The following is a 20611-nucleotide window of genomic DNA, read 5'->3' on the forward strand; positions in this document are numbered from 1 at the left end:
AGGTGTGCACCGTGCTCACGCAACGAACCATTACTGTCGGGCTCGACGGCTCCCCCGAGAGCCTGGACGCAGCGGACTGGGGCGCCCGGGAAGCCCAACTGCGGGGCCTGCCCCTGCACCTTGTGCACGCCTCCCTCACTCCGCCGCAGCCCCGGCAGCCGTCCGTCGACGACGCTGCGGCCCGGGAACAGAGCATCGTCGACCGCGCGACGCTGCACCTCTCCTACGCCCACCCCGCGCTCGGCATCATCGAGGAGCCCGTCGCCGGCGCCCCGGTGCCGACCCTGCTGGCGATGGCCGAGACCTCGGACCTGCTCGTCCTCGGTTCCCGCGGAAACAGCGCACTCACCGGCCTGATGGTCGGCTCGGTGGCCAAGGCGGTCGCCGCCCGCGCCACCTGCCCGATCGCTCTCATACGGGCCGGGGAACAGCCCCAGGACGAACGGCAGGGCGCACCCGACGCTCCGTACCGCCCCGTCCTCCTGGGCCTGGACCTGCAACGGCCCTGCGACGAACTGATCGAGTACGCCTTCGGCGCGGCAGCCGTGCGGCGCACCACGCTCCACGTCCTGCACGCCTGGACGGTTCCGTTCGCACCCTCCGCCGCGGCCGAGGACCCGAGGCGCGCGAAGCGGGTGCGGATGGCGTCGGTGCTCCAGTCCTGGGAGCACAAGTTCCCCGGCACCACGGTGGTGCAGAAAGAGGTCCACGGCACGGCCGGACACCACCTCCTGAAGGCGTCCGCCGACGCGAGCCTGCTCGTGGTCGGCCGCCCCGCAGAGGCCGGACCGCACCTCGGCCCCACCGCCCACTCGGTGATCCACCACGTCCAGTGCCCCGTAGTGGTCGTGCCCCACGCATGACAGGGCGCGCGGCGGACCAGCCCGACGCGTCCGGTGGGACGTGGACGACGGCCATCGACAGGAGGCACCGATGCCGACCGACAAACACCCCCAGCGCAGGACCGGCCCGAAGGAGACGTCGAGCGTGCCCCGGGCCCTGTACGAGAAGGAGCTGTACCGGCTCCAGACCGAACTCGTGGTCCTTCAGGAGTGGGTGCGGGAGGAGGGCAAGCGGCTGGTGGTGGTGTTCGAGGGCCGTGACGCTGCGGGCAAGGGCAGCACCATCAAGCGGGTCGCCGAGCACCTCAACCCGCGTGCCGCCCGCATCATCGCCCTGCCCGCCCCCACCGCGCGCGAGCGCACCCAGTGGTATTTCCAGCGCTACGTCCAGCACCTGCCGGCTGCCGGGGAGATCGTCCTGTTCGACCGCAGCTGGTACAACCGCGCCGGTGTGGAGCACGTCATGGGCTTCTGCACTCCGCAGGAGCACCAGCTGTTCCTCCGCCAGTGCCCGGCCTTCGAGCGCATGCTGGTCGAGGACGACATCCTGCTGCGGAAGTACTGGTTCTCGGTGAGCGACGCGGTCCAGGAGGAACGCTTCCGCCGCCGGCTGGAGGACCCCACCCGGCGCTGGAAACTCTCCTCGATCGACATGGAGTCGATCAGCAGATGGGAGGCGTACTCACGGGCGAAGGACGACATGTTCGTCCACACCGACATCGCCGAGGCGCCCTGGTACGTCGTGGAGAGCGACGACAAACGCGCGGCACGCCTCAACATGATCGCCCACCTGTTGTCGACGCTCCCTTACCGTGCGGTGCCCGGCAGGTCCCTGCGGCTTCCGCCGAGACCTCCGGGTACGGGATACCGGCGTCCGCCGAGGGGCTTGCAGCGTCATGTACCCGATCGCACACGCTCGCTGGGCAGTTGAAGGGCCTGCGCACTCCCGTGGGAGTGCGCAGGCCCTTCCTTCCGTCGTGCCGTTGCGGGCTCCTCAGCCGCGGTGGTGGTCGTAGCCGTCATAGTGGCGCCGGTGGTCATCGTTGCCACCGATGTAGTGGCGCTCGTCGACGATCTTCTCCCGCTCGCCGGGCATTTGCCGTCCCTGGGCGCCGATGAAGGCCAGAAGCCCCAGGACGCCTCCCGCCAACAGGGCGATACCCACGACGAACGAGCTGAAGCCGAAGATGACACCAGCCCCGAGCACGGTGGCTCCCAGCAGGATCAGAGGAATCATTGCCGCCCCCTCGGGCTGTCGGGCACCGGGTCGTACCGTGCTCCCAGATTGCCGCCGGCACGTGTCGCGGCCTCCGGGCCGAACGGGCCGCATCGGCAGGAGAACGGCCCTCGGGGCAGCGGCACAACGGGCCCTTCCGGCCCCGGTCAAGGGTTCCCCCGGCATCTTCCGCCGCAACTCTCCACGGGCGACGCTGGCAGTACAAGGACCCCAGGGTCAGGGCCGGAGGAGGTAAGGACATGGTCGTACTCGTGGGTTACGCGTCCGCACACGGCTCCACCCGGGAGATCGCCGAGCGCATCGGTGTGCGGCTTCGCGAACGAGGGCTCGCCAACCACGTACGGGACCTGGAACGGGAAGCCGTGGAAGAGCCGGAGAGGTACGAAGCGCTCGTCCTCGGCAGCGCCGTCCACGACCGGGCCTGGCTCGCACCGGCCAAGGACTTCCTGCGCCACCAGGGCGAGCTCCTGGAGACCAGGCCCGTCTGGCTCTTCAGCGTCGGCATGCCCGGAGCGCTGCGAGGCCCGTGGAAGCGGCTCGCAGCCACGGAAGGGCCACTGATCCTCGCGGACCTGCCCGGCCCGCCGCCGTACCGCAGTCACCGCCTGCTGTCGGGAGTCGTCTCCCGCGACCAGTTCCCCCTGCGGGGCCGACTGCTCTTCCGCCTCATGGGATGCCGTTACGGCGACTTCCGCGACTGGGCGGCCATCGACTCCTGGGCCGACGGCATCGCCCGGGAAGTGACCGCTGCTTTCGTCGAAAGGCGGAGGGCAGCGGCCCACTCCGGGAAATCGGGGCCGATCGGCCCCTGGGAAGGGCCGGACCGGACCCTGCCGACGAGTCGGCATCCGCACCAGGCTGACGGGAACCGGGACGACTCCCGTGTGACGACGAACTGAAAGGCGAGTGACAGCATGCGATTGCCGTTGGTGGTAGGTGTGGACGGATCGGAGTCGAGCCTCCAGGCGGTCGACTGGGCCGCGGACGAAGCCGCACGCAGCGAGCTGTCCCTCCGGCTCGTCCATGCCTCGCAGTGGGAGAACTACGAGAGCGCCTCGTTCAATTATGACTTCGCGGGCGCGACCCGCATGAGCGTCGCCGAGCGGACCGTGTCGACAGCCGCCACCCGCGCCACGCTGCGCCAGGCCGACCTCAAGGTGTCCACCGCGGTGGTGCCCGAGGGCGCGGAAAGCGCCCTGCTCCGCGAAGCACGGGACGCCACCGCGCTGGTCACCGGATCACGCGGCCTCAGCCCGTTCGCCGAGCTCCTGCTGGGCTCGGTGAGCCTGGCCGTGGCGGCCCGTGCGCCATGCCCGGTCGTCGTGGTGCGCGGCACCAAGGCCAGCCGCGACGGCGTCTACGGGAAGGTCCTCGTGGGCGTCAACCGGGAGGTCACCGACCCCGCGTCCGTTCGATTCGCCCTCCAACAGGCCAAGGCCCGCGCCTGCCCGCTCGAAGCGGTGACCGCCTGGCGTACCCCCGCCCAGGACCCCAACCTCCTCCCTGCGGCAGCGGCCCAGTTCACCCGTAGCTACGAGGAGCAGGCGGCGGCCCGCCTCGACGACGCGCTGCGCGCGGCCGACGAGCACCCCGGCATCCGGGTGGACCGCAGCACCGTCGAGGGCCCGGCGCACAAGGTGCTGCGCGACCTCTCCACCACTGCCGATCTCCTGGTCCTCGGCGCCCACCGACGGCACAACCGGCTGGGACTGCAACTGGGCCCCACCGCCCACGCCCTGTTGCACCACGCGCACTGCCCGGTGGCCATCGTGCCGAATCACGACTAACCGGGAACCACGAACGCCCCTCACGGCACGCGACCCGTCACCCCACGAGCAACGACGACACCACAAGATGACACAGGGAGCACCTCATGACCGTACGAGTGGGCATCAACGGCTTCGGACGCGTCGGCCGCAACTACCTGCGGGACCGACCTCTGATCGCATGGTCTTGCGCCGCCGATATGCGGCAGCACCACTACGGACAGCACAACGCCCCGTCCGATCCGATGTCGGACGGGGCTCCTGCAGAGAGTGCGATACGGGCCTACCGGTAGCCCGGCGGCTGTCAAACATCGGCGGTACGAGGTTGCGCTCGGCGCCGAGGGCTGTTCCGGTGTCGGTGTACAGGGTGATTTCGCCGCCGTTCCTGGGCGTGACGGTACTGCGAGACGAAGGCCATCTTGGGCCCTGCGCTGCAGTGTGCCGCAGTGACGAGCAGGTTGCGCTTGGGGCTCTGGACTCACGGCCGGGAACTCGCGCGCCGAACCTCCGCCTTTCAGCGGAGTACTGGAAGTCGCACCCTGGCGCGCCTGCGGAGCGACGTTCGAGGGCCGCCCTGGGGAAGTGCGTCTGCACAGTCACAGGTCCTGGTCCGGCCAGCCCAGCAGGCGGGCCCCGACCACGGCCGTCTGGAGCGTGTACCGGTGCACCGGATCGCCCGGGTCCGCGCCGGTGAGCTGGTGGATGCGCTCCAGCCGGTACGTCATGGCGCGCACGCTCAGCGAGAGTCGGCGGGCGGCCTCCGCCGCCACACAGCCGGTGTCGAAGTAGGCGGTGAGGGTGTCGAGGAGAGGCTGGGCACCGCCGCGGGCCTGGCGGAGCGGGCCGAGGGTGCTGTGCACGAGGTCGGCCATGGCTTGCCGGTCCCGGGTCAGCACCGGGTACACCAGGAGGTCAGCGGCGTGCAGTACGGGGCTGTCGAGTGCGAGGCGCTCCGCGAGTTCGAGTGCGTTCAGGGCTTCTTCGTACGAGTGGACGACGCCTCCCGCGCCGGGGTGGGCGCGGCCCACGGCGACCCGGCCGCCGTCGGTCGCCGCGTACGCCTGCTTGGCGAAGTAGGCCAGGACGTCGCTCTGGTCGCCGGGGGCGACGCAGATGAGCCGCCCGTCCTTGGTGGTGAGGAGGATCCGGCGGTCGCCGAACCGGGCGACCAGGGCGTTCTCGACGCTGCGCGTGACGGGGTAGCCGTCCTCGTAGGGCTCGGGCCCCTGCGCGACGGCGACCGCGTAGCCGTGCGACAGCAACAGGCCGAAGCGTTCCGCGCGCTGGGCGAGACTGCCGAGATTGCTGCGCCCGTACAGCAGGTCGTCGATGAACTCCCGTCTGGCTGCTTCCTCCTGGCGCACTGCCAGGTGCTGGGCGCGTTCGTGTCCTTCGCTGAAGGCGTCGACGGCTTCTTCGACAGCGGTCAGCAGGTGGGAGGTGGAGACAGCACGCGCGTCCTTCAACGCCTCGCGTGTCGAGCGCAGTTGAGCGCGGAACAGTGCGCGCAGGCCGATCCCGGATTCTGCGGCCTGCTCGCCCCGGCCGCGCAGGGTTTCGCGTTCCTCCCTGGTCAGCTTGCGGCCGGTGGCGCATGCCGCGGTCACTATCCGGGTGTAGTCGGCCAGATGTTCCTCGGTCGACTCCTGCCGCTCTGCCAAGACCTCTCCTCATGTTTCCGTACGCACCTTTGACGCGTTCCTGGCGGCGTGGCGACAGGGTGTCACGGGGTCGGAGTGCGTTGCCGACCGGCATCAAGGATACGTAAAGACTGCCGGTCGACGGCAGTGCGCGGCCACCTGGAGGGCTGTCACCATGCGGGTGGCCACGCGGCGGGAAATCGATTCCTGCCGGTGGACGGAAACAGAGGGCTGTCGGATGAGCGAGTTTCTGCACGCTGCGGCTGGTTTCCCCACGGTGTTGTTCACGGCGGCGTTGGTCGTCGTCGTGGGCTTCTGGCTGCTGGTGCTCGTCGGCGGGGCGGATCACGACAGCTTCGAGGGCGACGTGAATACGGACGTCCTCGGGTTCGGCGGAGTGCCGGTCTCCGTGTCGGCGTCCCTGTGCATCGCGCTCGTCTGGTTCCTGAGCCTCACGGGTTCCGTGATCGGGGCCCGTGCGGGAGCCGTCGGAACCGGCCGCACCGTGGTCGGCGCGGCCGTGCTGCTGGCGGCTGTCGTGCTCGCCTGGACCTTGACCCGGATCGCAGTACGTCCACTGGCCAAGCTCTTCCCCGACGAACCCGGGCCGTCCCGGCACGACTTCGTCGGGTTGACCTGCACTATCCGCACAGGGCGGGTGGACGCGGGCTTCGGACAGGCAGAGGTCGCGGCCCAGGACGGCTCGACCGCCGTCGTACAGGTACGGCAGTACGGGGCCGAGGCGCTCGCGCTCGGCAGCACCGGGCTGCTCTACGCGTACGACGAGGACGGCGAGTTCTTCTGGGTCTCTCCGTACGGCATCGAACTGCACGGCCTCGGGCCGTACGGCACGGAGCCGGTCCCGCGCGGCTGACCCGGCCCGTACGGAGTCGGCACTCGCTGTCGACGTGGCCCGCACCACTCTCTCGCTTCACCTGTACCTCTCATCGGGGGATTCCTCATGGATGCCATCACCGTGGGCGCCGTTGTGCTCGGCGCCGTCGTACTGCTCGTGGCCGTCGGTCTGTTGCTGGTCCTGACCCGGCTCTTCCGCAAGGTGGAGCAGGGCAAGGCGCTGATCGTCTCGAAGATGCGGAAGGTCGACGTGACCTTCACCGGGCAGATCGTGCTGCCCGTGCTCCACAAGGCCGAGATCATGGACATCTCGGTCAAGACCATCGACATCACCCGCACCGGCCGCGACGGCCTGATCTGCAAGGACAACATCCGCGCCGACATCCGCATCTCGTTCTTCGTACGGGTCAACAAGACCGTCGAGGACGTCATCAAGGTCGCCCAGGCCATCGGCACGGAGCGGGCCAGCGACAAGGAGACGATGCAGGAGCTCTTCAACGCGAAGTTCTCCGAGGCCCTCAAGACAGTGGGCAAACAGCTCGACTTCACCGACCTGTACACCAAGCGCGACGAGCTGCGCGACCGCATCATCGCCGTCATCGGCACCGACCTCAACGGCTACAGCCTGGAGGACGCGGCGATCGACTACCTGGAGCAGACGCCGCTCACCCAGCTCGACAGCGGCAACATCCTGGACGCCCAGGGCATCCGCAAGATCACCGAGCTGACGGCGGTCGAGCGGGTGCGCACCAACGAGTTCCAGCGGCACGAGGAGAAGGAGATCACCCGGCAGAACGTCGACGCCCGCGAGGCCATCCTGGAGCTGGAGCGCCGCCAGGCCGACGCCGAGATCAAGCAGCGCCGCGAGGTGGAGACCGTACGGGCGAGGGAAGAGGCCGAGACGGCGCGGGTGATGGAGGAGGAGCGGCTGCGCGCCCAGTCCGCGTTCCTGAAGACCGAGGAGGACCTCGGTGTGCAGCGCGAGAACCAGGCCCGGGAGATCGCCGTCGCGCAGAAGAACCGCGAACGCGTCATCGCCATCGAGACCGAACGCATCGAGAAGGAAAGGTTGTTGGAGGTCATCGCCCGCGAGCGCGAGACCCAGCTGCGCCGCATCGCGGCCGACAAGGAGGTCGAGTCGGAGAAGCGGGACATCGCCGAGGTGGTGCGCGAGCGGGTGGCCGTGGACCGTACGGTCGCCGAGCAGGAGGAGTCCATCCTGCGGCTGCGCGCCGTCGAGGCGGCGGAACGCGACCGCCAGTCGATCGTCATCGCGGCCGAGGCGATCGCGCAGGAGAACCTGGTCAAGGACATCAAGGCGGCGGAGGCCGCAGAGCAAGCCGCCGTCCACCGCGCAGCCGAGGAACTCACCCTCGCCGAGGCACGGTTGAAGTCCGCCGACCTCGACGCGCGGGCCAAGCTGCGGCTCGCCGAAGGCATCCAGGCGGAGGCGGCGGCTGCCGGTCTCGCCGAGATTCAGGTACGGGACGCGGAGGCGGCCGTCACCGAGAAGGCGGGCCGGGCGGAGGCTGAGGCCACGCAGGCCAGGCTGTCGGCGGAAGCCGCTGGCGCCCGTGCGATGGCGGAGGCGGAGGCTGCGGCCATCGGCGGCAAGCTGAAAGCGGAGGCGGAGGGCCTGACCGAGAAGGCGGCGGCGATGGCGGCCCTCGACGAGGCGTCCCGTACGCACGAGGAGTTCCGGCTGCGCCTGGAGGCGGAGAAGGACGTACGGCTGGCAGGCATGGAGGCACAGCGGCAGATCGCCGAGGCGCAGGCCACGGTGCTGGCGACCGGGCTGGAGAGCGCGGACATCCAGATCGTCGGGGGCGACGGGGCCTTCTTCGACCGGATCGCGAACTCCATCGCGCTGGGCAAGAGCATCGACGGCTTCGTCCAGAACTCCACGACGGCCCAGGCCCTCGCGGGTCCGTGGTTGGACGGCTCGGCCAGCTTCCCGGAGGACCTGACGAAGATCCTCGGTTCCCTGGGCAGCGGAGACGTCCAGAACCTGACAGTGTCGGCCCTGCTGATGCGGCTGATGGGTGCTGGCGGCGGACAGCACAACGGACAGATCCAGCAGCTGATGGACGCGGCCGAGCGTCTGGGGCTCGGTGACCAGCGGGTGGCGGCGCTGAACGGCATGCCGAAGGGCGAGCCCGTGCTCAATGGGGCCCCGAAGAGCTGACCGAGTCGCCAGACCCGGTCCGGGGTGGTGGAGCTGCCGCACAGGGGACGGCAGCTCCACCACCCCATCCCTCACCGGCGCATGCGGCGTATTCGCCGCAGGTCCGCATCAGCAACAGCCTCGGCCGGACAGGTCTTCCGCGCTCCACACCGCTGACCGGCACCCACAAGCACGAAGGAGCTCGATCGCATGAACACCGCCACCGTTACGGGCACGGGCGACACGGGCAGCGGTCCGGTAGGTACGGAACAGGTCCCGCAGGCGGGCGTGGGCGGGGAGCAGGGCACGAGCGGGAACGGCGCGGGCGGGGAGCAGGCCACGAGCGGGAACGGCGCGAGCGACCGGATCAAGAACACCGCTCGCGAGAACACAGGAACCACGGCCACGGAGATCCCCGCGTCCGCCGTCGACCTCGGCACGTACGAAGTCCTTCGCGACCGGCTCACCGCCCAGGCAGCGGACCTCACCGCACGTACCGAAGCTCTGAACGGGGCCCGCATCGCCGCGTTCGGCTCCCGTGACTTGGCCCTGACGGGTACGGAGTGCGTGCGCACGGCCGCGCCGAGCCTGCCGAGTGACCTCGTCGCGATAGGAGACGCCCTGCTCCTGGGCCACCGCCGCGAGCCCGCCCCCATGACAGGTCCGCGCGTCGCCGACGTCTTCTCCCTCTACGACCGTACGGGCGAGCTGCTGCCGGAGTCCGCCGTCCCCGGGCTCCTCGACGACCCGGCGTTCCTCGCCGCCTTCGACGAGCTGCACCGTTACTTCCACAGCGCGCGCCTGCTGCAACTGCGCCGCACAGATGGCAAGTTGCTCGCCGTGTTCCGTACGGGTGGACGCGCCTCGGACCGGCGGGTGCTGCGCTGGGCGCTCTCCGTGGACGGAAGCGTCCGGTTCCTGGACGCACAGGGCGAGCGCGACCACGTCCTCCCGCCCGCGCACGACGTCACCTGGATCCCGGCCACCCGTGAAGACCAGGTACTCGGCCGCCACCCGCACTTCTCCGTCGTCGACGGCGCCCTCTATGTCACCACCGTCGGCGGCCTCCTGACGGTGAAGACCGAGAACGACACCGAGTCGCCCGACGGCATCCACTCCGAGCCCGTCGACGAACCCCTTCAGGCGCTCGCCGACGCGGAGGTCGCGCACGCCAGGGTCGGCGCGCTGATTCTGCTGCGGGTGCGCCCGTACAAGGAGGACACCGCCCGCCACCTGGTCTTCCACTCCCTCACCGGCACCGTCGTCCGCCTCGACGGCCTCGGCCGGTCCTGCCGCAGGCTCCCCGACGACCAGGGCGTCGTCTTCCCCGGCGGGTACGCGCTCGCCTCCGGCCCGTCCAGAACGTTCGACGCGGTCGACCCCCAGGGCCTGGAGTTCGAGGGTGAGGTGCGTGCGCCCAACGGCGAGGACGTGCTGTACATCTACCGCGACCAGGCCACCGGCCGCACCCTGCTCCTCCCGTACAACCTGATCCGCAAGTCGGCCGCCACGCCGCTCACCGGCGACGGGTTCGCCCTCTTCGACGACGGGGCGCTGGCCGTCCTGCGCGGGAGCGGAGAGCCCGGACGCGTGCACCAGGTGCAGTGGTGGAACAGCCCGTACGTCTCCGACGTGCACGCGGCAGCCGCACCCACCGGCACGGGGCCGCTCGCCCGGATCGGCAACGCCGACCTGGTACGCGGCATCTCCGACTGCCTGACCATCACCCGGCAGGCCACCGAGGCGACCCCGACGGTCGCGGTGTACGAGGCCCTGACGGCCGCCTGCACACGGATCACCGACCGCTACCACTGGCTCGGCGACCCGGCGGCGGGCGGCCTGCGCGCGACACTGGAGGAGGTACGGAAGACCGCCGGCCAGGTACTGGAGGAGTTCCGGGCCGTCACCGCCCAGACCCGGCAGGCGGGCGAAGCACTCGACACCGCCGCCTCCCACCTCGCCCGGCTCGTGCGCCAGGTCCGTGGCGAGGCACCCGCGACGGCGGAGGAGTGGATCGTACGGATCACGGAACTGCGCGCCGCACGCGGCCGCTTGATCGCTTGCAAGGAGCTGCGGTACGCGGACACGGGACGCATCGATGCCGTCGCGCAGGAGGCCGAAGCAGACATCGCCTCGGCGGCGGGACGCGCGGTCGCTTTCCTCGGACGCGAGGACGCGTTCGCCGGGTACCACGCGCAGACGGCACAGCAGGCTTCACTGATCGCCGAGATCAGTACCGTCGCCGAGGTGACACCGCTTGACGAGCGGCTGGCCGGGCGGGCCACCGGGCTGCGCACCCTCACCGAGGTCGTCACCGGCCTCGACATAGCCGACGTGACGGTACGCACCTCCATCCTGGAACGGGTCGCTGAGGTGCTCGGCGGCATCAACCGCGTACGGGCCGAACTGGACGTCCGGCGGCGCACGCTCCTGGAGGGCGAGGGACGGGCCGAGTTCGCCGCCGAATTCGCCCTGCTCGGGCAGTCGGTGACGGCTGCGCTCGCCGCAGCGCACACTCCCGAGGAGTGCGACGCGGCACTCGCCCGGCTGCTGCTCCAGCTGGAGAACCTGGAGGCGCGGTTCGCCGAACACGACGACTTCCTCGACGCGATCGAGGAGCAGCGCACCGAACTCCAGGGCACCTTCGCAGCCCGCCGCCAGACCCTGCACGACGCGCGGGCCCGTCGCGCCGACCACCTCGCCGCCTCGGCCCACCGGGCCTTGGAAGCGATCGGCCGACGGGCCGCCACTCTCGGCTCCGACGAAGCCGTCCCCACGTACTTCGCCTCCGACCCGATGGTCGCCAAGGTCCGCCGCACCGTCGGCCACCTGCGTGAACTCGGCGACGAGGTGCGGGCCGACGAGCTGGAGGGACGCCTCAAGGCCGCCCGCCAGGAGGCCGCCCGCACCCTGCGGGACCGCACCGAGCTGTACGCGGACGGCGGCGCGACCATCCGCCTGGGCCGCCACCGCTTCGCCGTCGCCACCGGCGAGCCGGAACTCACCGTGGTCCCCGCCGACGACGGCACCATGGCCTTCGCCCTCACCGGCACCGACTACCGTGCCCCCGTCACCGGCCCGGCCTTCGCCGCCACCCGCCCCTACTGGTCCCAGACCCTGGTATCGGAATCGCCCGAGGTCTACCGGGCGGAACACCTTGCGGCGCGGCTCCTGACCGAACACGGCGCGCAGCCACTCGCCGAGGCCCTCGCGGAGGCCGGGGAGGACGCCGTGCCCGTCCTGATCCGGCAGGCGGCAGAAGCCGCGTACGACGAAGGCTACGAGCGCGGCGTCCACGACCACGACGCGACGGTCATCCTGCGCGCCGTCCTGCGACTGCACGAAACGGCCGGGCTGCTGCGTCACCCCGCCGCTGTGCGGGCCACGGCCCAGCTCTTCTGGGCACACGGCACCACCGGAGCCGCGCGTGAGCGATGGCAGCGGGCGGCGGTCTCGCTCGTCCGGGCGCGCGAGACGTTCGGGACGGCACCGGCCCTCGATGCGCTGCGGGCCGAACTGGCCCTCGCAGTAGCTTCCTTCCTGTCCGCAACGCCCGGTGCTGAGGGCCCGGGCAGGCGGACGGGGGAGGAGTCCGGCGCTCCGGCTACGCCGTACAGTGGCCTGCTCTTCGACGGTTTCGGCCGTCCCGCCGAACAGAGCGTCCCGGGCTCCGACGGTTCGGGCGCACCAGAGACACCACGTACCCGGATACTTTCGCCGCACGGCTCCACGGGCCTGGCCGTCCATGGCTCCGGCACCCCGGCACCCACGTCGCAGGCTCGCGTCGTAGCCGTGTACCTGGTCGAGGAACTCGCCCTCGGTTCCGCGTTCGCCACGAGTACCGCCGCCCGCACCCTGCTCGACAAGTTCCGCCGTGCGATGGGGTCCTGCCCGTACGAGACGGACCTCCGGGACTGCCTGGTTGCTGGTGACCTCGCCTCGGCGCGTCTCTTGGTCGAGGGCTGGCTCGTGCCGTACGCCGCCGCTTGTGGCGAGGGCGTCGACCTGGGCGATCTCGCCGAAGCTGTCGCCGTCGAGCTCTGCCCGCACCTGCCGCGCCGCGAGGTGGATGCCGAATGGAAGGCCACCGTCTCCGGCCTGCTCGGCACCCACCCCCGGATCACCCGCGGCTCGCTCTCGCTGCGGCTCGACGAATTCCTCTCCCGTACGGCAGACTTCGCTCACCGTGCGGTGCCCGGCTTCCGCGCGTACCAGAAGCTGCGCGGCGAGCTGGTCGCCGCCGAGCGGGCCCGGCTGCGTCTGGAGGAGCACCGACCCCGCGCCATGTCCTCCTTCGTGCGCAACCGGCTCGTCGACGAGGTGTACCTCCCGCTGATCGGCGACAACCTCGCCAAGCAGCTCGGTGCGGCGGACAGCGGCAGGCGCACCGACCACAGCGGGCTGCTCCTGCTCCTCTCCCCGCCGGGCTACGGCAAGACGACGCTGATGGAGTACGTGGCCGAGCGGCTCGGCATGCTCCTGGTCAAGGTCGACGGGCCCGCGCTGGGCCACGACGTCACGTCCCTCGATCCGGCCGAGGCGCCGAACGCGACGGCCCGCAAGGAGATCGAGAAGATCAGCTTCGCGCTGGCGGCGGGCAACAACGTGCTGCTGTACCTGGACGACATCCAGCACACCTCGCCCGAACTCCTCCAGAAGTTCATCCCGCTGTGCGACACCACCCGCTCCCTGAACGGACACGACCTGCGGGGCAAGCGGTTCGCCGTGTGCATGGCGGGCAACCCGTACACCGAGTCCGGGCAGCGCTTCCGGATCCCCGACATGCTCGCCAACCGGGCCGACGTGTGGAACCTCGGCGACGTCCTGACCGGAAAGCAGGACGCCTTCGCGGCCAGCTTCGTCGAGAACGCCCTCACCTCCCACCCGACCCTCGCACCGCTCGCCGGAGGAAACCGCAGTGACCTCGACGTGCTCGTACGGCTCGCCGCCGACGACCCCACCGCCCGCGCCGACCGCCTGACCCGTGCCATCTCCGGCCCGGAACTCGACCGTATCCAGGCTGTGTTGCGGCACCTCCTCACTGCCCGCGACACGGTCCTCGCGGTCAACGCGGCGTACATCGCCTCCGCCGCGCGGACGGACGCCTCCCGCACCCGGCCGCCCTTCCAGCTCCAGGGCTCCTACCGCAACATGAACAAGATCGTCCAGCGGATCAGCCCCGCCATGAACGCCGCCGAGCTGACCGCCGTGATAGACGACCACTACCGCAGCGAGGCCCAGACCCTCACCACCGGCGCCGAGTCCAACCTCCTGGAACTCGCCGCCCTGCGCGGCACGCTCACCCCCGAACAGGCCGCCCGCCGCGAGGAGATCGCCACGGCGTACGTACGAGAGCAGGCACTCGGCGGCACCGGGGACGACGGCGTAGGGCGCGCCGTAGCCGCCCTGGGCCTGCTCGCCGACCGCATGGCGGCGGTGGAGTCGGCCATCGTCCGGGCCACCGACCCCCGGCATCTGCTGAACCTGCCGACGGGACGGCACGCGGCACGCGGGGAAGACGCATCCACCGACTGACACCTACGCTGCCCGGGTGCCTCCCCCGTGAGGCGCCCAGAGACGGAGCATGCTGTGAGAAGGGCGCCGAACAGTGAACTCCTCGTAGTGCGAGCCCTGTTGAGCCGGGGGCCGGTGGAGTACCGACTGGACCGACGGGGCCCGCGCGCCGTGGTGATCCTGCACGGTGGCCACATGCGAGCCGGGCTGGCGCTGGGTGAGGAAGTGTTCGCCGCCCGGGACTGCACCGTGCTGGTGCCCTCCCGGCCCGGCTACGGCGGGACACCGCTGGCGTCCGGTCGCACACCCGCGGAGTTCGCCGACCGCGTGGCGGAACTGTGCGCGCGGCTCGGCATCGAGCAGGCGGAGGCGGTGGTGGGGATTTCCGCCGGAGGGCCCACAGCAGTCGCTCTGGCCGCCCGGCACCCCGCTCTGGCGTCCCGGCTGGTCCTGATGAGCGCCGTCGGACCGATGCCGTGGCCCGATGCCGCTACCCGGCGGGCCGCTCGTATCGGCTTCCACCCCGCCGTCGAGGGCGCCGTCTGGGGTGCCGTACGGCAGCTGTTGCGCGTCGCACCCGATGCGGGGCTGCGGCTGCTGCTGCGCGACCTGACCACCCTGCCCGCCCGGGCCCTGGTCACGGGGCTGCGGGCGGACGAACGGGACCAGCTGGCCGGACTCTTCTCCCGGATGAGGTCGGGCCGAGGATTCGCCAACGACCTGGTCTCCGTACCCGATCTCACCGCACAGGTGGACATACCCACTCTGGTGATCGCCTCCCGGCGCGACGGCTCGGTTCCCTTCGCCCATGCCGAAGCCCTCGCCGGTATACGGCACGCACAGCTGTGGGAGAGCGATGCGGACAGCCACTTCGTCTGGTTCGGCGACGGACGGGAGCAGACAGCCGCACGATTACGTGCCTTCCTGGACACGCCGGTCGCCTGAAGCGCTGAGGCGAGCAACCTCCGGCTGGCGGGCCCGGCAGAGGGTAGGGCAGTCCCGTTGGTCTGGTCACCGTTCTCCTGGGGCACACGGTCTTGCTCTTCGTCACACTGCATGAGTTTGTTGGCGTGATGTCGTTGGGGGCTGACAGGTGGTGACCGTCGCGGTAGGCCCGGACCATGAGGTATCCGCAGGGCGGTGGGTTGACCGCCGAGCGACGGGCGTTTCGTGAGCGTGTGCGTCTGGAGGCGGCCGGGTTGTTCGCCGCGGGCCATGACAACGTGGTGGTGGCGAAGCGGCTGCGGGTCAGCGTGAGCTCGGTGCAACGCTGGCACCGCGCCTGGCAGGAGGGCGGGGACATGGCCTTGAGCTCCCAAGGCTCGGAGGCCCGGCCCAAGCTGAGCGAGAGGCTGTTCGTCGTGCTGGATGAGGGACTGGCCAAGGGGCCCGTCGCGCACGGCTGGGAGGACCAGAAGCGGACTCTGGAGCGGATCAGGACGCTGATCGGACGCCGGTTCCACAAGTCCAGCACCCTTTCGGCCATCGCACAGATACTGCGGCGCCACGGGGGAGCCATCACGTGCCTGCGAAGCGGGCCCTGGAACGCGACGAGGAGAAGGTGACCGGCTGAGTGAAGGACACATGGCCGCAGGTGGAAGCACCGCGGCGGCGCTCGGGGCGTTCATCGTCTTCGAAGACGAGGCCGGGTTCTCGATGACGCAGCCCACCTGCCGCACGTGGTCCACGCGGTCCACGCGCGGGCACACGCCCGTGATCCGGGTCCGGGGACGTCCCCAGCGCCGGTTCTCCATCGCCGCCCTGGCTTGCTACACACCGGGCGAACGCTCGCGCCTGATCTCCCGGCCCAAACGACACATCGATCACCAACGCGGCGGCCGGCGCAGCTTCACCTGGACCGAATACCGCGACCTGCTGACCGCCGCCCACCAGCAGCTCGGGACCCCGACGGCACTCGTCTGGGACAACTCGAATGTGCATCTGGACGCCCGTCTGCGGGCCTTCACCGACGCACACGACTGGATCACCTCCTTCCAACTTCCCTCATACGCACCGGATGTGAATCCGGTCGAAGGGACCTGGTCCTTGATCCGCCGCCCAGGGCAGTGCAACACCGCCTTCGCCAACCCCGACCACCTGATACGCGTGCTTCGCCGCAGACTCCGCGAACTCCAGTACCGCCCCGATCTCCTCGACGGATGCCTCGCCGGAGGCGGACTCACCCGCACGACATCACGCCCACAAACTCAGGAGCAGACTGGCGTCATCACAGCAGGGCCCATGGCGTCCGGAGCGGACCGCGAGACCGGGGGAGCGTCAGGTGCTGGGCTCCGTCATCATGAAGATGAAACAGCGTTACGACGGGGAGATGCTGACGTGGCCAAGGCCGTGCGGGCGTAGCTGGGGGACAACTGGATCACCTGCCGAAAGTGACACGAGCATGGCGGGCTTGATCAGGCGACGGCCGCATTCCTGTCTGCCCTGCACCACTGATCAGGCTGTTACAGCTCCAGGCGCTTCACGAGCGAGGCTGCCTGGTCCTCGATGGGCAGCGTGCCGTTAAGGACTAGCCCGGCTGTCTGCCGGGTCGGCGCTACGTAGAGGTCGAAGGCACGCACGGTATGGGCGTATCCGAGCAGACCCGGCAGCGGGTCCCTGCCCTCAGTCAGGTTGCGGATCGTCTTGCGGACTACCCGCAGGTCCGCCGGGACGTCGACGAATACCGTCCAGGACGCCTTCTCGACCAGGCGGTTGAGGGCAAGCGCGAAGATGCCCTCCACAATCGTCAACGGTGCCCCGAAGTGCTCGTCGAGAGCCGCGCTGATCCGGACGGGATCGAGGGCCTGCGGATTGCTGAAATCCACGATCCGTCCCGGGACTCCGTCCAGCCGGGGAACGCTGGGAGCGAGCGCCACGTCCTGGTGGTAGCAGGAATCGAGGTGAACCACGCCCGTGCCGGGCACCTGTTGGGCCACGGCGCGGGCCAGCGAGGTCTTCCCCGATCCGGCGCCACCGCCGATCAGGAGGAGACGGGGCAGGTTCACGTGTAGGCCTCACGCCGAACGGATGCTGACGACGCGAGTGTAGTGAACACCCACTTCCCGAGTAGCGGCTCTGCGGCGGCACCACGGAGACTCCGCAAGAACTCGTTGGCGGACGAGGGCGGCCCCTGCTACTTTTCCGGAGGCCGTGCGAGAGATCGAGGAGGTGGTACCCGTGAACGCAGTTTCGACATGGGTGCTCCCTTCCGGGGCCACGGTCGGGCGATAGACAGGTCGTCCGGGAGCGCCGTTCCAGTGCACTCCCGAAAGGCACGACCATGCGTTTCACTTCCGAGCAGCGCCTCGACGACGGCGTCCTCGAACGCGAATTCACCCTCGGTCAGATTCCCGGCATCCTGTGGACACCTGCATCCCTACCAGCGCCGACACCGCTGATCCTGCTCGGCCACCCTCCCCTCGGGCTGCGCAGGATGTACCCCCGACTGGTGGACCGCGCCCGGCACTCCGCAGCCGAGGGCTTCGCCGCAGCCACCATCGAGCTCCCCGGAAGCGGCGACCGGCCCCGCTGGCCCGCCGCCGAGCAGGCCCGCGCTGACCTCCGCCGCGTGATGGAGGACCGCCGGCCGGTCACCGACGAGATCGTCGACGCCCTCATCCTCCCGCTGGTCGACAAGGCGGTTCCGGAATGGCAGGCCGCCCTGGACGCCCTCCTGTCGCTGCCCGAGATCGGTGGCCCGGTCGGGTACTCGGGGGGATTGATCTCCATCGGCATCCGGCTGGCGGTGGTCGAGCCGCGCATCGTGGCCGCCGGTTTCTTCGCCGGGAGTCTCGTGCCTCGCGCGATGTTCGAGGAGGCCCGGCAGGTCACCATCCCGCTGCACGTCCTGCTGCAGTGGGACGACGAAGGGAACGACCGGCAGGCAGCCCTGGACCTGTTCGACGCGTTCGGCTCCAAAGAGAAGTCCCTGCACGCCAACATGGGCGGGCACACCGGCGTCCCACAGTTCGCCGGGGTCGCCGCGACCCAGTTCTTCACACGGCACCTGAAGTGAGACCGGGCCGTCAGGCAGACATCAGACGCTAGTCGCTGTCAGCCAGGCCGCTGCACAACGCGACGACAGGCCCCGCCTGAAGGCCGGGCCTGTTTCACGCAGGGGCGCCGAGGGGCGCCCCTGCGGGCCGCACTGTCCAGCCCATTCAATCTTCGATGAGAATCGCTCAACCTTCACTGAGACAGGACACAAGGATCGGTGCGACGAGACAAGAAGCGACGAAATCCCGCCCGACCAAAGTGATCGGGCGGGATTTCGTCAACCGCTTACGAGCTAACTCGTGAACGGCCCCGGGCAGGCCGGGGGAGAGGGTCTGCCAGCAGTTTCCCCAGTGGCAGCCGAGCGGTGATCGTTAGGCCGGAGAATCCGAAACCCTCATCATCCGGGCAGCCATCACCCTCATGATCCGCTGTCTCACCCGCTGAACGGCATCATTCCCTCGCTCACGTCAGTGATCATCCCGTGCGCGATAAGTAGCGCACCCACCTGTTGCAGTGTGGGCACACAGAAGTCCGCCGCGGAGATGGCGTTCGCTGGATGAGTTGTCGTCAGTCCGACGACCGTGCAACCCGCTGCTTTGCCTGCACGGGCGCCGACAGGTGCGTCTTCGACGACCAGACATTGGGAAGGATCAACGGCCAGTCGCGAGGCGGCGAGAAGGAAACAGTCAGGAGCGGGCTTTCCCTGCTCCACGTCCGTAGCGAATACCTGCACGTCAGGCAGGGGCAGATCAGCCGCAGCGAACCGTCGATGCACAGATTCCCGGTCGCCCGAGGTAACGATGGCCCACTTGCCGGCAGGCAGCGACCTCAACAGAGGGGCCGCTCCTTCGACGGCCGGGAAGTGGTCCTCTTCACGGGACAGAAGTTGATCCAGGACCCGTCGTTCGGCGGCTGCGTTGAGGTGCGGAGCCGCGTCCCTGACGGTGTCCTCCGGCCGGCGACCGAATGTCAGCTGCCAGACCTTCTCCGCGCTGAGACCGCGCAGCCGTGACCATTCATCCCACACCCTGCGGTGAGCGGTTGTGGAGTCCAGTAGGACCCCGTCAACATCGAAGAGCACAGCTGTAATCGTCACCACTTCATGCTCTCAGAACATCAAAAGATGACAGAGGTTGCCCCTTGCGAATCAGAAACAACTCCGCAAGGGGCTTTCACCGTCGCCAACTCGCCCTGGACCGAGCCCTGTTGCTGTGTGCTGGCTGGGCGGCCATATCCAGAAGTGCTCGCTTACGGCGAGGGGATCGTGATGGTGGAGGGAGGCGTGGAGTCCGTGCTGCGGCGGGCCCGGGGTACGCGGAACATGACGTTGGAGGAGGTTGCGGAGGCGTTGAACGCGCTCACCGGGCTGGCGGCGGATGCGAGTCTGGTCAGTGCCTTGGAATCCGGTCGTAAGTTGACGGGGAAGCGGAACCGGGCGGGGCTGTGCCGGTCGTACCGGGAGCGGCCGGAGGTGTAGTTCGCCCATCAGGACGGGGCGACCACCAGCGTGTTGGAGATGTCCGGGACCACGAGGTGGTCAGGGTGCTCACCCGGTGGACCGAGCTGGTCGAGGCGATGATCGCGGTCGCGGCGGGCGCCCGCGAGCAGCTGGTGGTCACCGGCAGCAGATCCCGGGAGAAGGCGTGTCTCGCGGCGATCGAGACCGCGGTGGCTCAGGAGCCGGACCTGGTGCACCACCGGGTGCTGTACGGACCGCCCCGCCACCGTGAACTCGTCGACCACCTGGCGCGGCTGCTGGAGCTGCGCGATCCCGCCGCCCGCCACCACGGCGTCAAGACCCTCCACATCGGGATGGTCCAACTGGCCGCAGCGCTGGAACGGTTCTTCGTAGCGTACGAAACGGCGGCGGTCGTCCCGCTGCCGCCGTTCCACGGAGCGGAGGGTTTCGATTGTGGGATCGTGCTGGGCCGCCAGGCGGCGGCGGGGCTGGTTCACCATGGTCGGGAGGCGTGCGTGTCCGCACGGCTGGTGGAGACGATCGAGGCCGTCCGCGCACTGCCGGTACGGCAGTCCTGACGTGGTGGGGAGAAGTGTGAGCAGCAACCGTTCGACCGTTTCCGGGGAGCGGATGGCTTCCGTGGTGGCGCTGGCGCAGGAGCTGATCCGCCGCCCCAGCCGGGGCGGGATCGACGATTACGGGCCGGTCCTTCACGTGCTCGAATCCTGACTCGCTTCCCATGGCCTGCCGCATCGCCGCCTGCTCGACGGCCATGGCCAGGTTGTGGGCCTGCTCGTGGAGATCACCGGGGGCCGTCCGGGGGAGTGGTGGACGGTGGACGCCTGCGTCGCCACCGCTCCGTACGGGGACGAAGCCGCCTGGTCGTTCCCCCCGGACAGCGGCGACGTTGTGGACGGCTGGCTGCGCGGCCGGGGCGCGGCCGACTCCAGGCTCGCCGCCTCCCTCTTCTGTCACCTTGCCGCCGAACTCCAGCCCCGCGCCACCGACCTGGCCGACGGGCTTGCGGTGCTGCTGGACGTCGACGAGCTCACCGGCGCCTTCGGCGGCGCCCGCGCCCACCTCGCTGACCCGCACGCGGTCCGCCCGGCGGGCGTGATGATCGGCTACCCAGGGCTGG

At 69.9% G+C, this 20611-nt stretch carries 17 protein-coding genes and 3 pseudogenes; 16 read left to right on the forward strand and 4 right to left on the reverse strand.

Annotation, left to right across the window (positions count from 1 at the left end; genetic code table 11):
- Positions 1-11 precede the first annotated feature (11 nt).
- Positions 12-863, forward strand: a complete 852-nt coding sequence (locus OG897_RS30620; protein WP_266661845.1) for a universal stress protein — start codon at positions 12-14, stop codon at positions 861-863.
- Positions 864-933: 70 nt separating this feature from the next.
- A complete protein-coding gene (gene ppk2 / locus OG897_RS30625) occupies positions 934-1773 on the forward strand; it encodes a polyphosphate kinase 2 (protein WP_266661847.1) in 840 nt (279 codons plus the stop codon).
- A gap of 63 nt (positions 1774-1836) precedes the next feature.
- Here ppk2 and OG897_RS30630 read toward each other — a convergent pair whose 3' ends face one another.
- Positions 1837-2079 (reverse strand): hypothetical protein, encoded by a 243-nt coding sequence (locus OG897_RS30630; protein ID WP_266661849.1) that lies wholly within the window; start codon positions 2077-2079, stop codon positions 1837-1839.
- Positions 2080-2318: 239 nt separating this feature from the next.
- Between OG897_RS30630 and OG897_RS30635 the strand changes: the two genes are divergently transcribed.
- The 3 genes from OG897_RS30635 (at position 2319) to OG897_RS30645 (ending at position 4138) form a co-directional block, all read left to right on the forward strand.
- The gene (locus tag OG897_RS30635; RefSeq protein ID WP_266661851.1) at positions 2319-2978 is read left to right on the forward strand and encodes a flavodoxin domain-containing protein; all 660 of its coding nucleotides are present in this window, start codon (positions 2319-2321) and stop codon (positions 2976-2978) included.
- Between the two features lie 15 nt (positions 2979-2993).
- Complete coding sequence (locus tag OG897_RS30640; RefSeq protein ID WP_266661853.1) at positions 2994-3866, forward strand: universal stress protein; 873 nt, start codon at positions 2994-2996, stop codon at positions 3864-3866.
- 86 nt (positions 3867-3952) lie between these two features.
- Positions 3953-4138: a hypothetical protein gene (locus tag OG897_RS30645; protein ID WP_266661855.1), complete on the forward strand. Its 186-nt coding sequence runs from the start codon at positions 3953-3955 to the stop codon at positions 4136-4138.
- 303 nt (positions 4139-4441) lie between these two features.
- On the opposite strand, the gene OG897_RS30650 is transcribed toward OG897_RS30645, so the two are convergent.
- Positions 4442-5506, reverse strand: coding sequence for a CdaR family transcriptional regulator (locus tag OG897_RS30650; RefSeq protein ID WP_266661857.1), 1065 nt, complete (start codon positions 5504-5506; stop codon positions 4442-4444).
- A gap of 217 nt (positions 5507-5723) precedes the next feature.
- On the opposite strand from OG897_RS30650, the gene OG897_RS30655 reads away from it, so the two are divergent.
- From OG897_RS30655 to OG897_RS30680, 6 genes and pseudogenes are all read left to right on the forward strand, one after another.
- Positions 5724-6359, forward strand: a complete 636-nt coding sequence (locus OG897_RS30655) for a hypothetical protein (RefSeq protein WP_266661859.1) — start codon at positions 5724-5726, stop codon at positions 6357-6359.
- An 87-nt stretch (positions 6360-6446) separates the two neighbouring features.
- A complete protein-coding gene (locus OG897_RS30660) occupies positions 6447-8525 on the forward strand; it encodes a flotillin family protein (RefSeq protein ID WP_266661861.1) in 2079 nt (692 codons plus the stop codon).
- Positions 8526-8714: 189 nt separating this feature from the next.
- Positions 8715-14039, forward strand: coding sequence for a DNA repair ATPase (locus OG897_RS30665; protein ID WP_266661863.1), 5325 nt, complete (start codon positions 8715-8717; stop codon positions 14037-14039).
- Between the two features lie 153 nt (positions 14040-14192).
- Positions 14193-14963: an alpha/beta fold hydrolase gene (locus tag OG897_RS30670; RefSeq protein ID WP_266662512.1), complete on the forward strand. Its 771-nt coding sequence runs from the start codon at positions 14193-14195 to the stop codon at positions 14961-14963.
- A 176-nt stretch (positions 14964-15139) separates the two neighbouring features.
- Positions 15140-15678 (forward strand): annotated as a pseudogene (locus OG897_RS30675) (winged helix-turn-helix domain-containing protein).
- Positions 15675-16214 (forward strand): annotated as a pseudogene (locus OG897_RS30680) (transposase); the annotation flags it as partial. The pseudogenes OG897_RS30675 and OG897_RS30680, both read left to right, overlap by 4 nt.
- A gap of 266 nt (positions 16215-16480) precedes the next feature.
- On the opposite strand, the gene OG897_RS30685 reads toward OG897_RS30680, so the two are convergent.
- Positions 16481-17023 carry a uridine kinase gene (locus OG897_RS30685; protein ID WP_266661865.1) on the reverse strand — a complete coding sequence of 181 codons (543 nt, stop codon included), beginning with the start codon at positions 17021-17023 and terminating at the stop codon, positions 16481-16483.
- A 275-nt stretch (positions 17024-17298) separates the two neighbouring features.
- On the opposite strand from OG897_RS30685, the gene OG897_RS30690 reads away from it, so the two are divergent.
- Positions 17299-18033, forward strand: a complete 735-nt coding sequence (locus tag OG897_RS30690; protein ID WP_266661867.1) for an alpha/beta hydrolase — start codon at positions 17299-17301, stop codon at positions 18031-18033.
- Between the two features lie 414 nt (positions 18034-18447).
- Here OG897_RS30690 and OG897_RS30695 read toward each other — a convergent pair whose 3' ends face one another.
- Positions 18448-19110, reverse strand: a complete 663-nt coding sequence (locus tag OG897_RS30695; RefSeq protein WP_266661869.1) for an HAD-IA family hydrolase — start codon at positions 19108-19110, stop codon at positions 18448-18450.
- A 171-nt stretch (positions 19111-19281) separates the two neighbouring features.
- Between OG897_RS30695 and OG897_RS30700 the strand changes: the two genes are divergently transcribed.
- The 4 genes and pseudogenes from OG897_RS30700 to OG897_RS40855 form a co-directional block, all read left to right on the forward strand.
- Entirely contained in the window at positions 19282-19491 is a 210-nt protein-coding gene (locus OG897_RS30700) for a hypothetical protein (protein WP_266661871.1), read from the forward strand.
- A 65-nt stretch (positions 19492-19556) separates the two neighbouring features.
- On the forward strand, positions 19557-20051 hold the full coding sequence (locus OG897_RS30705; RefSeq protein WP_266661873.1) for a hypothetical protein: 495 nt from the start codon (positions 19557-19559) through the stop codon (positions 20049-20051).
- 16 nt (positions 20052-20067) lie between these two features.
- Positions 20068-20202, forward strand: a complete 135-nt coding sequence (locus OG897_RS40850; RefSeq protein ID WP_323188117.1) for a hypothetical protein — start codon at positions 20068-20070, stop codon at positions 20200-20202.
- A 180-nt stretch (positions 20203-20382) separates the two neighbouring features.
- Positions 20383-20556, forward strand: a pseudogene (locus OG897_RS40855) (M20 family peptidase); the annotation flags it as partial.
- Positions 20557-20611: the final 55 nt, after the last annotated feature.

The sequence above is a fragment of the Streptomyces sp. NBC_00237 genome, assembly GCF_026342435.1.
GTDB lineage: Bacteria > Actinomycetota > Actinomycetes > Streptomycetales > Streptomycetaceae > Streptomyces.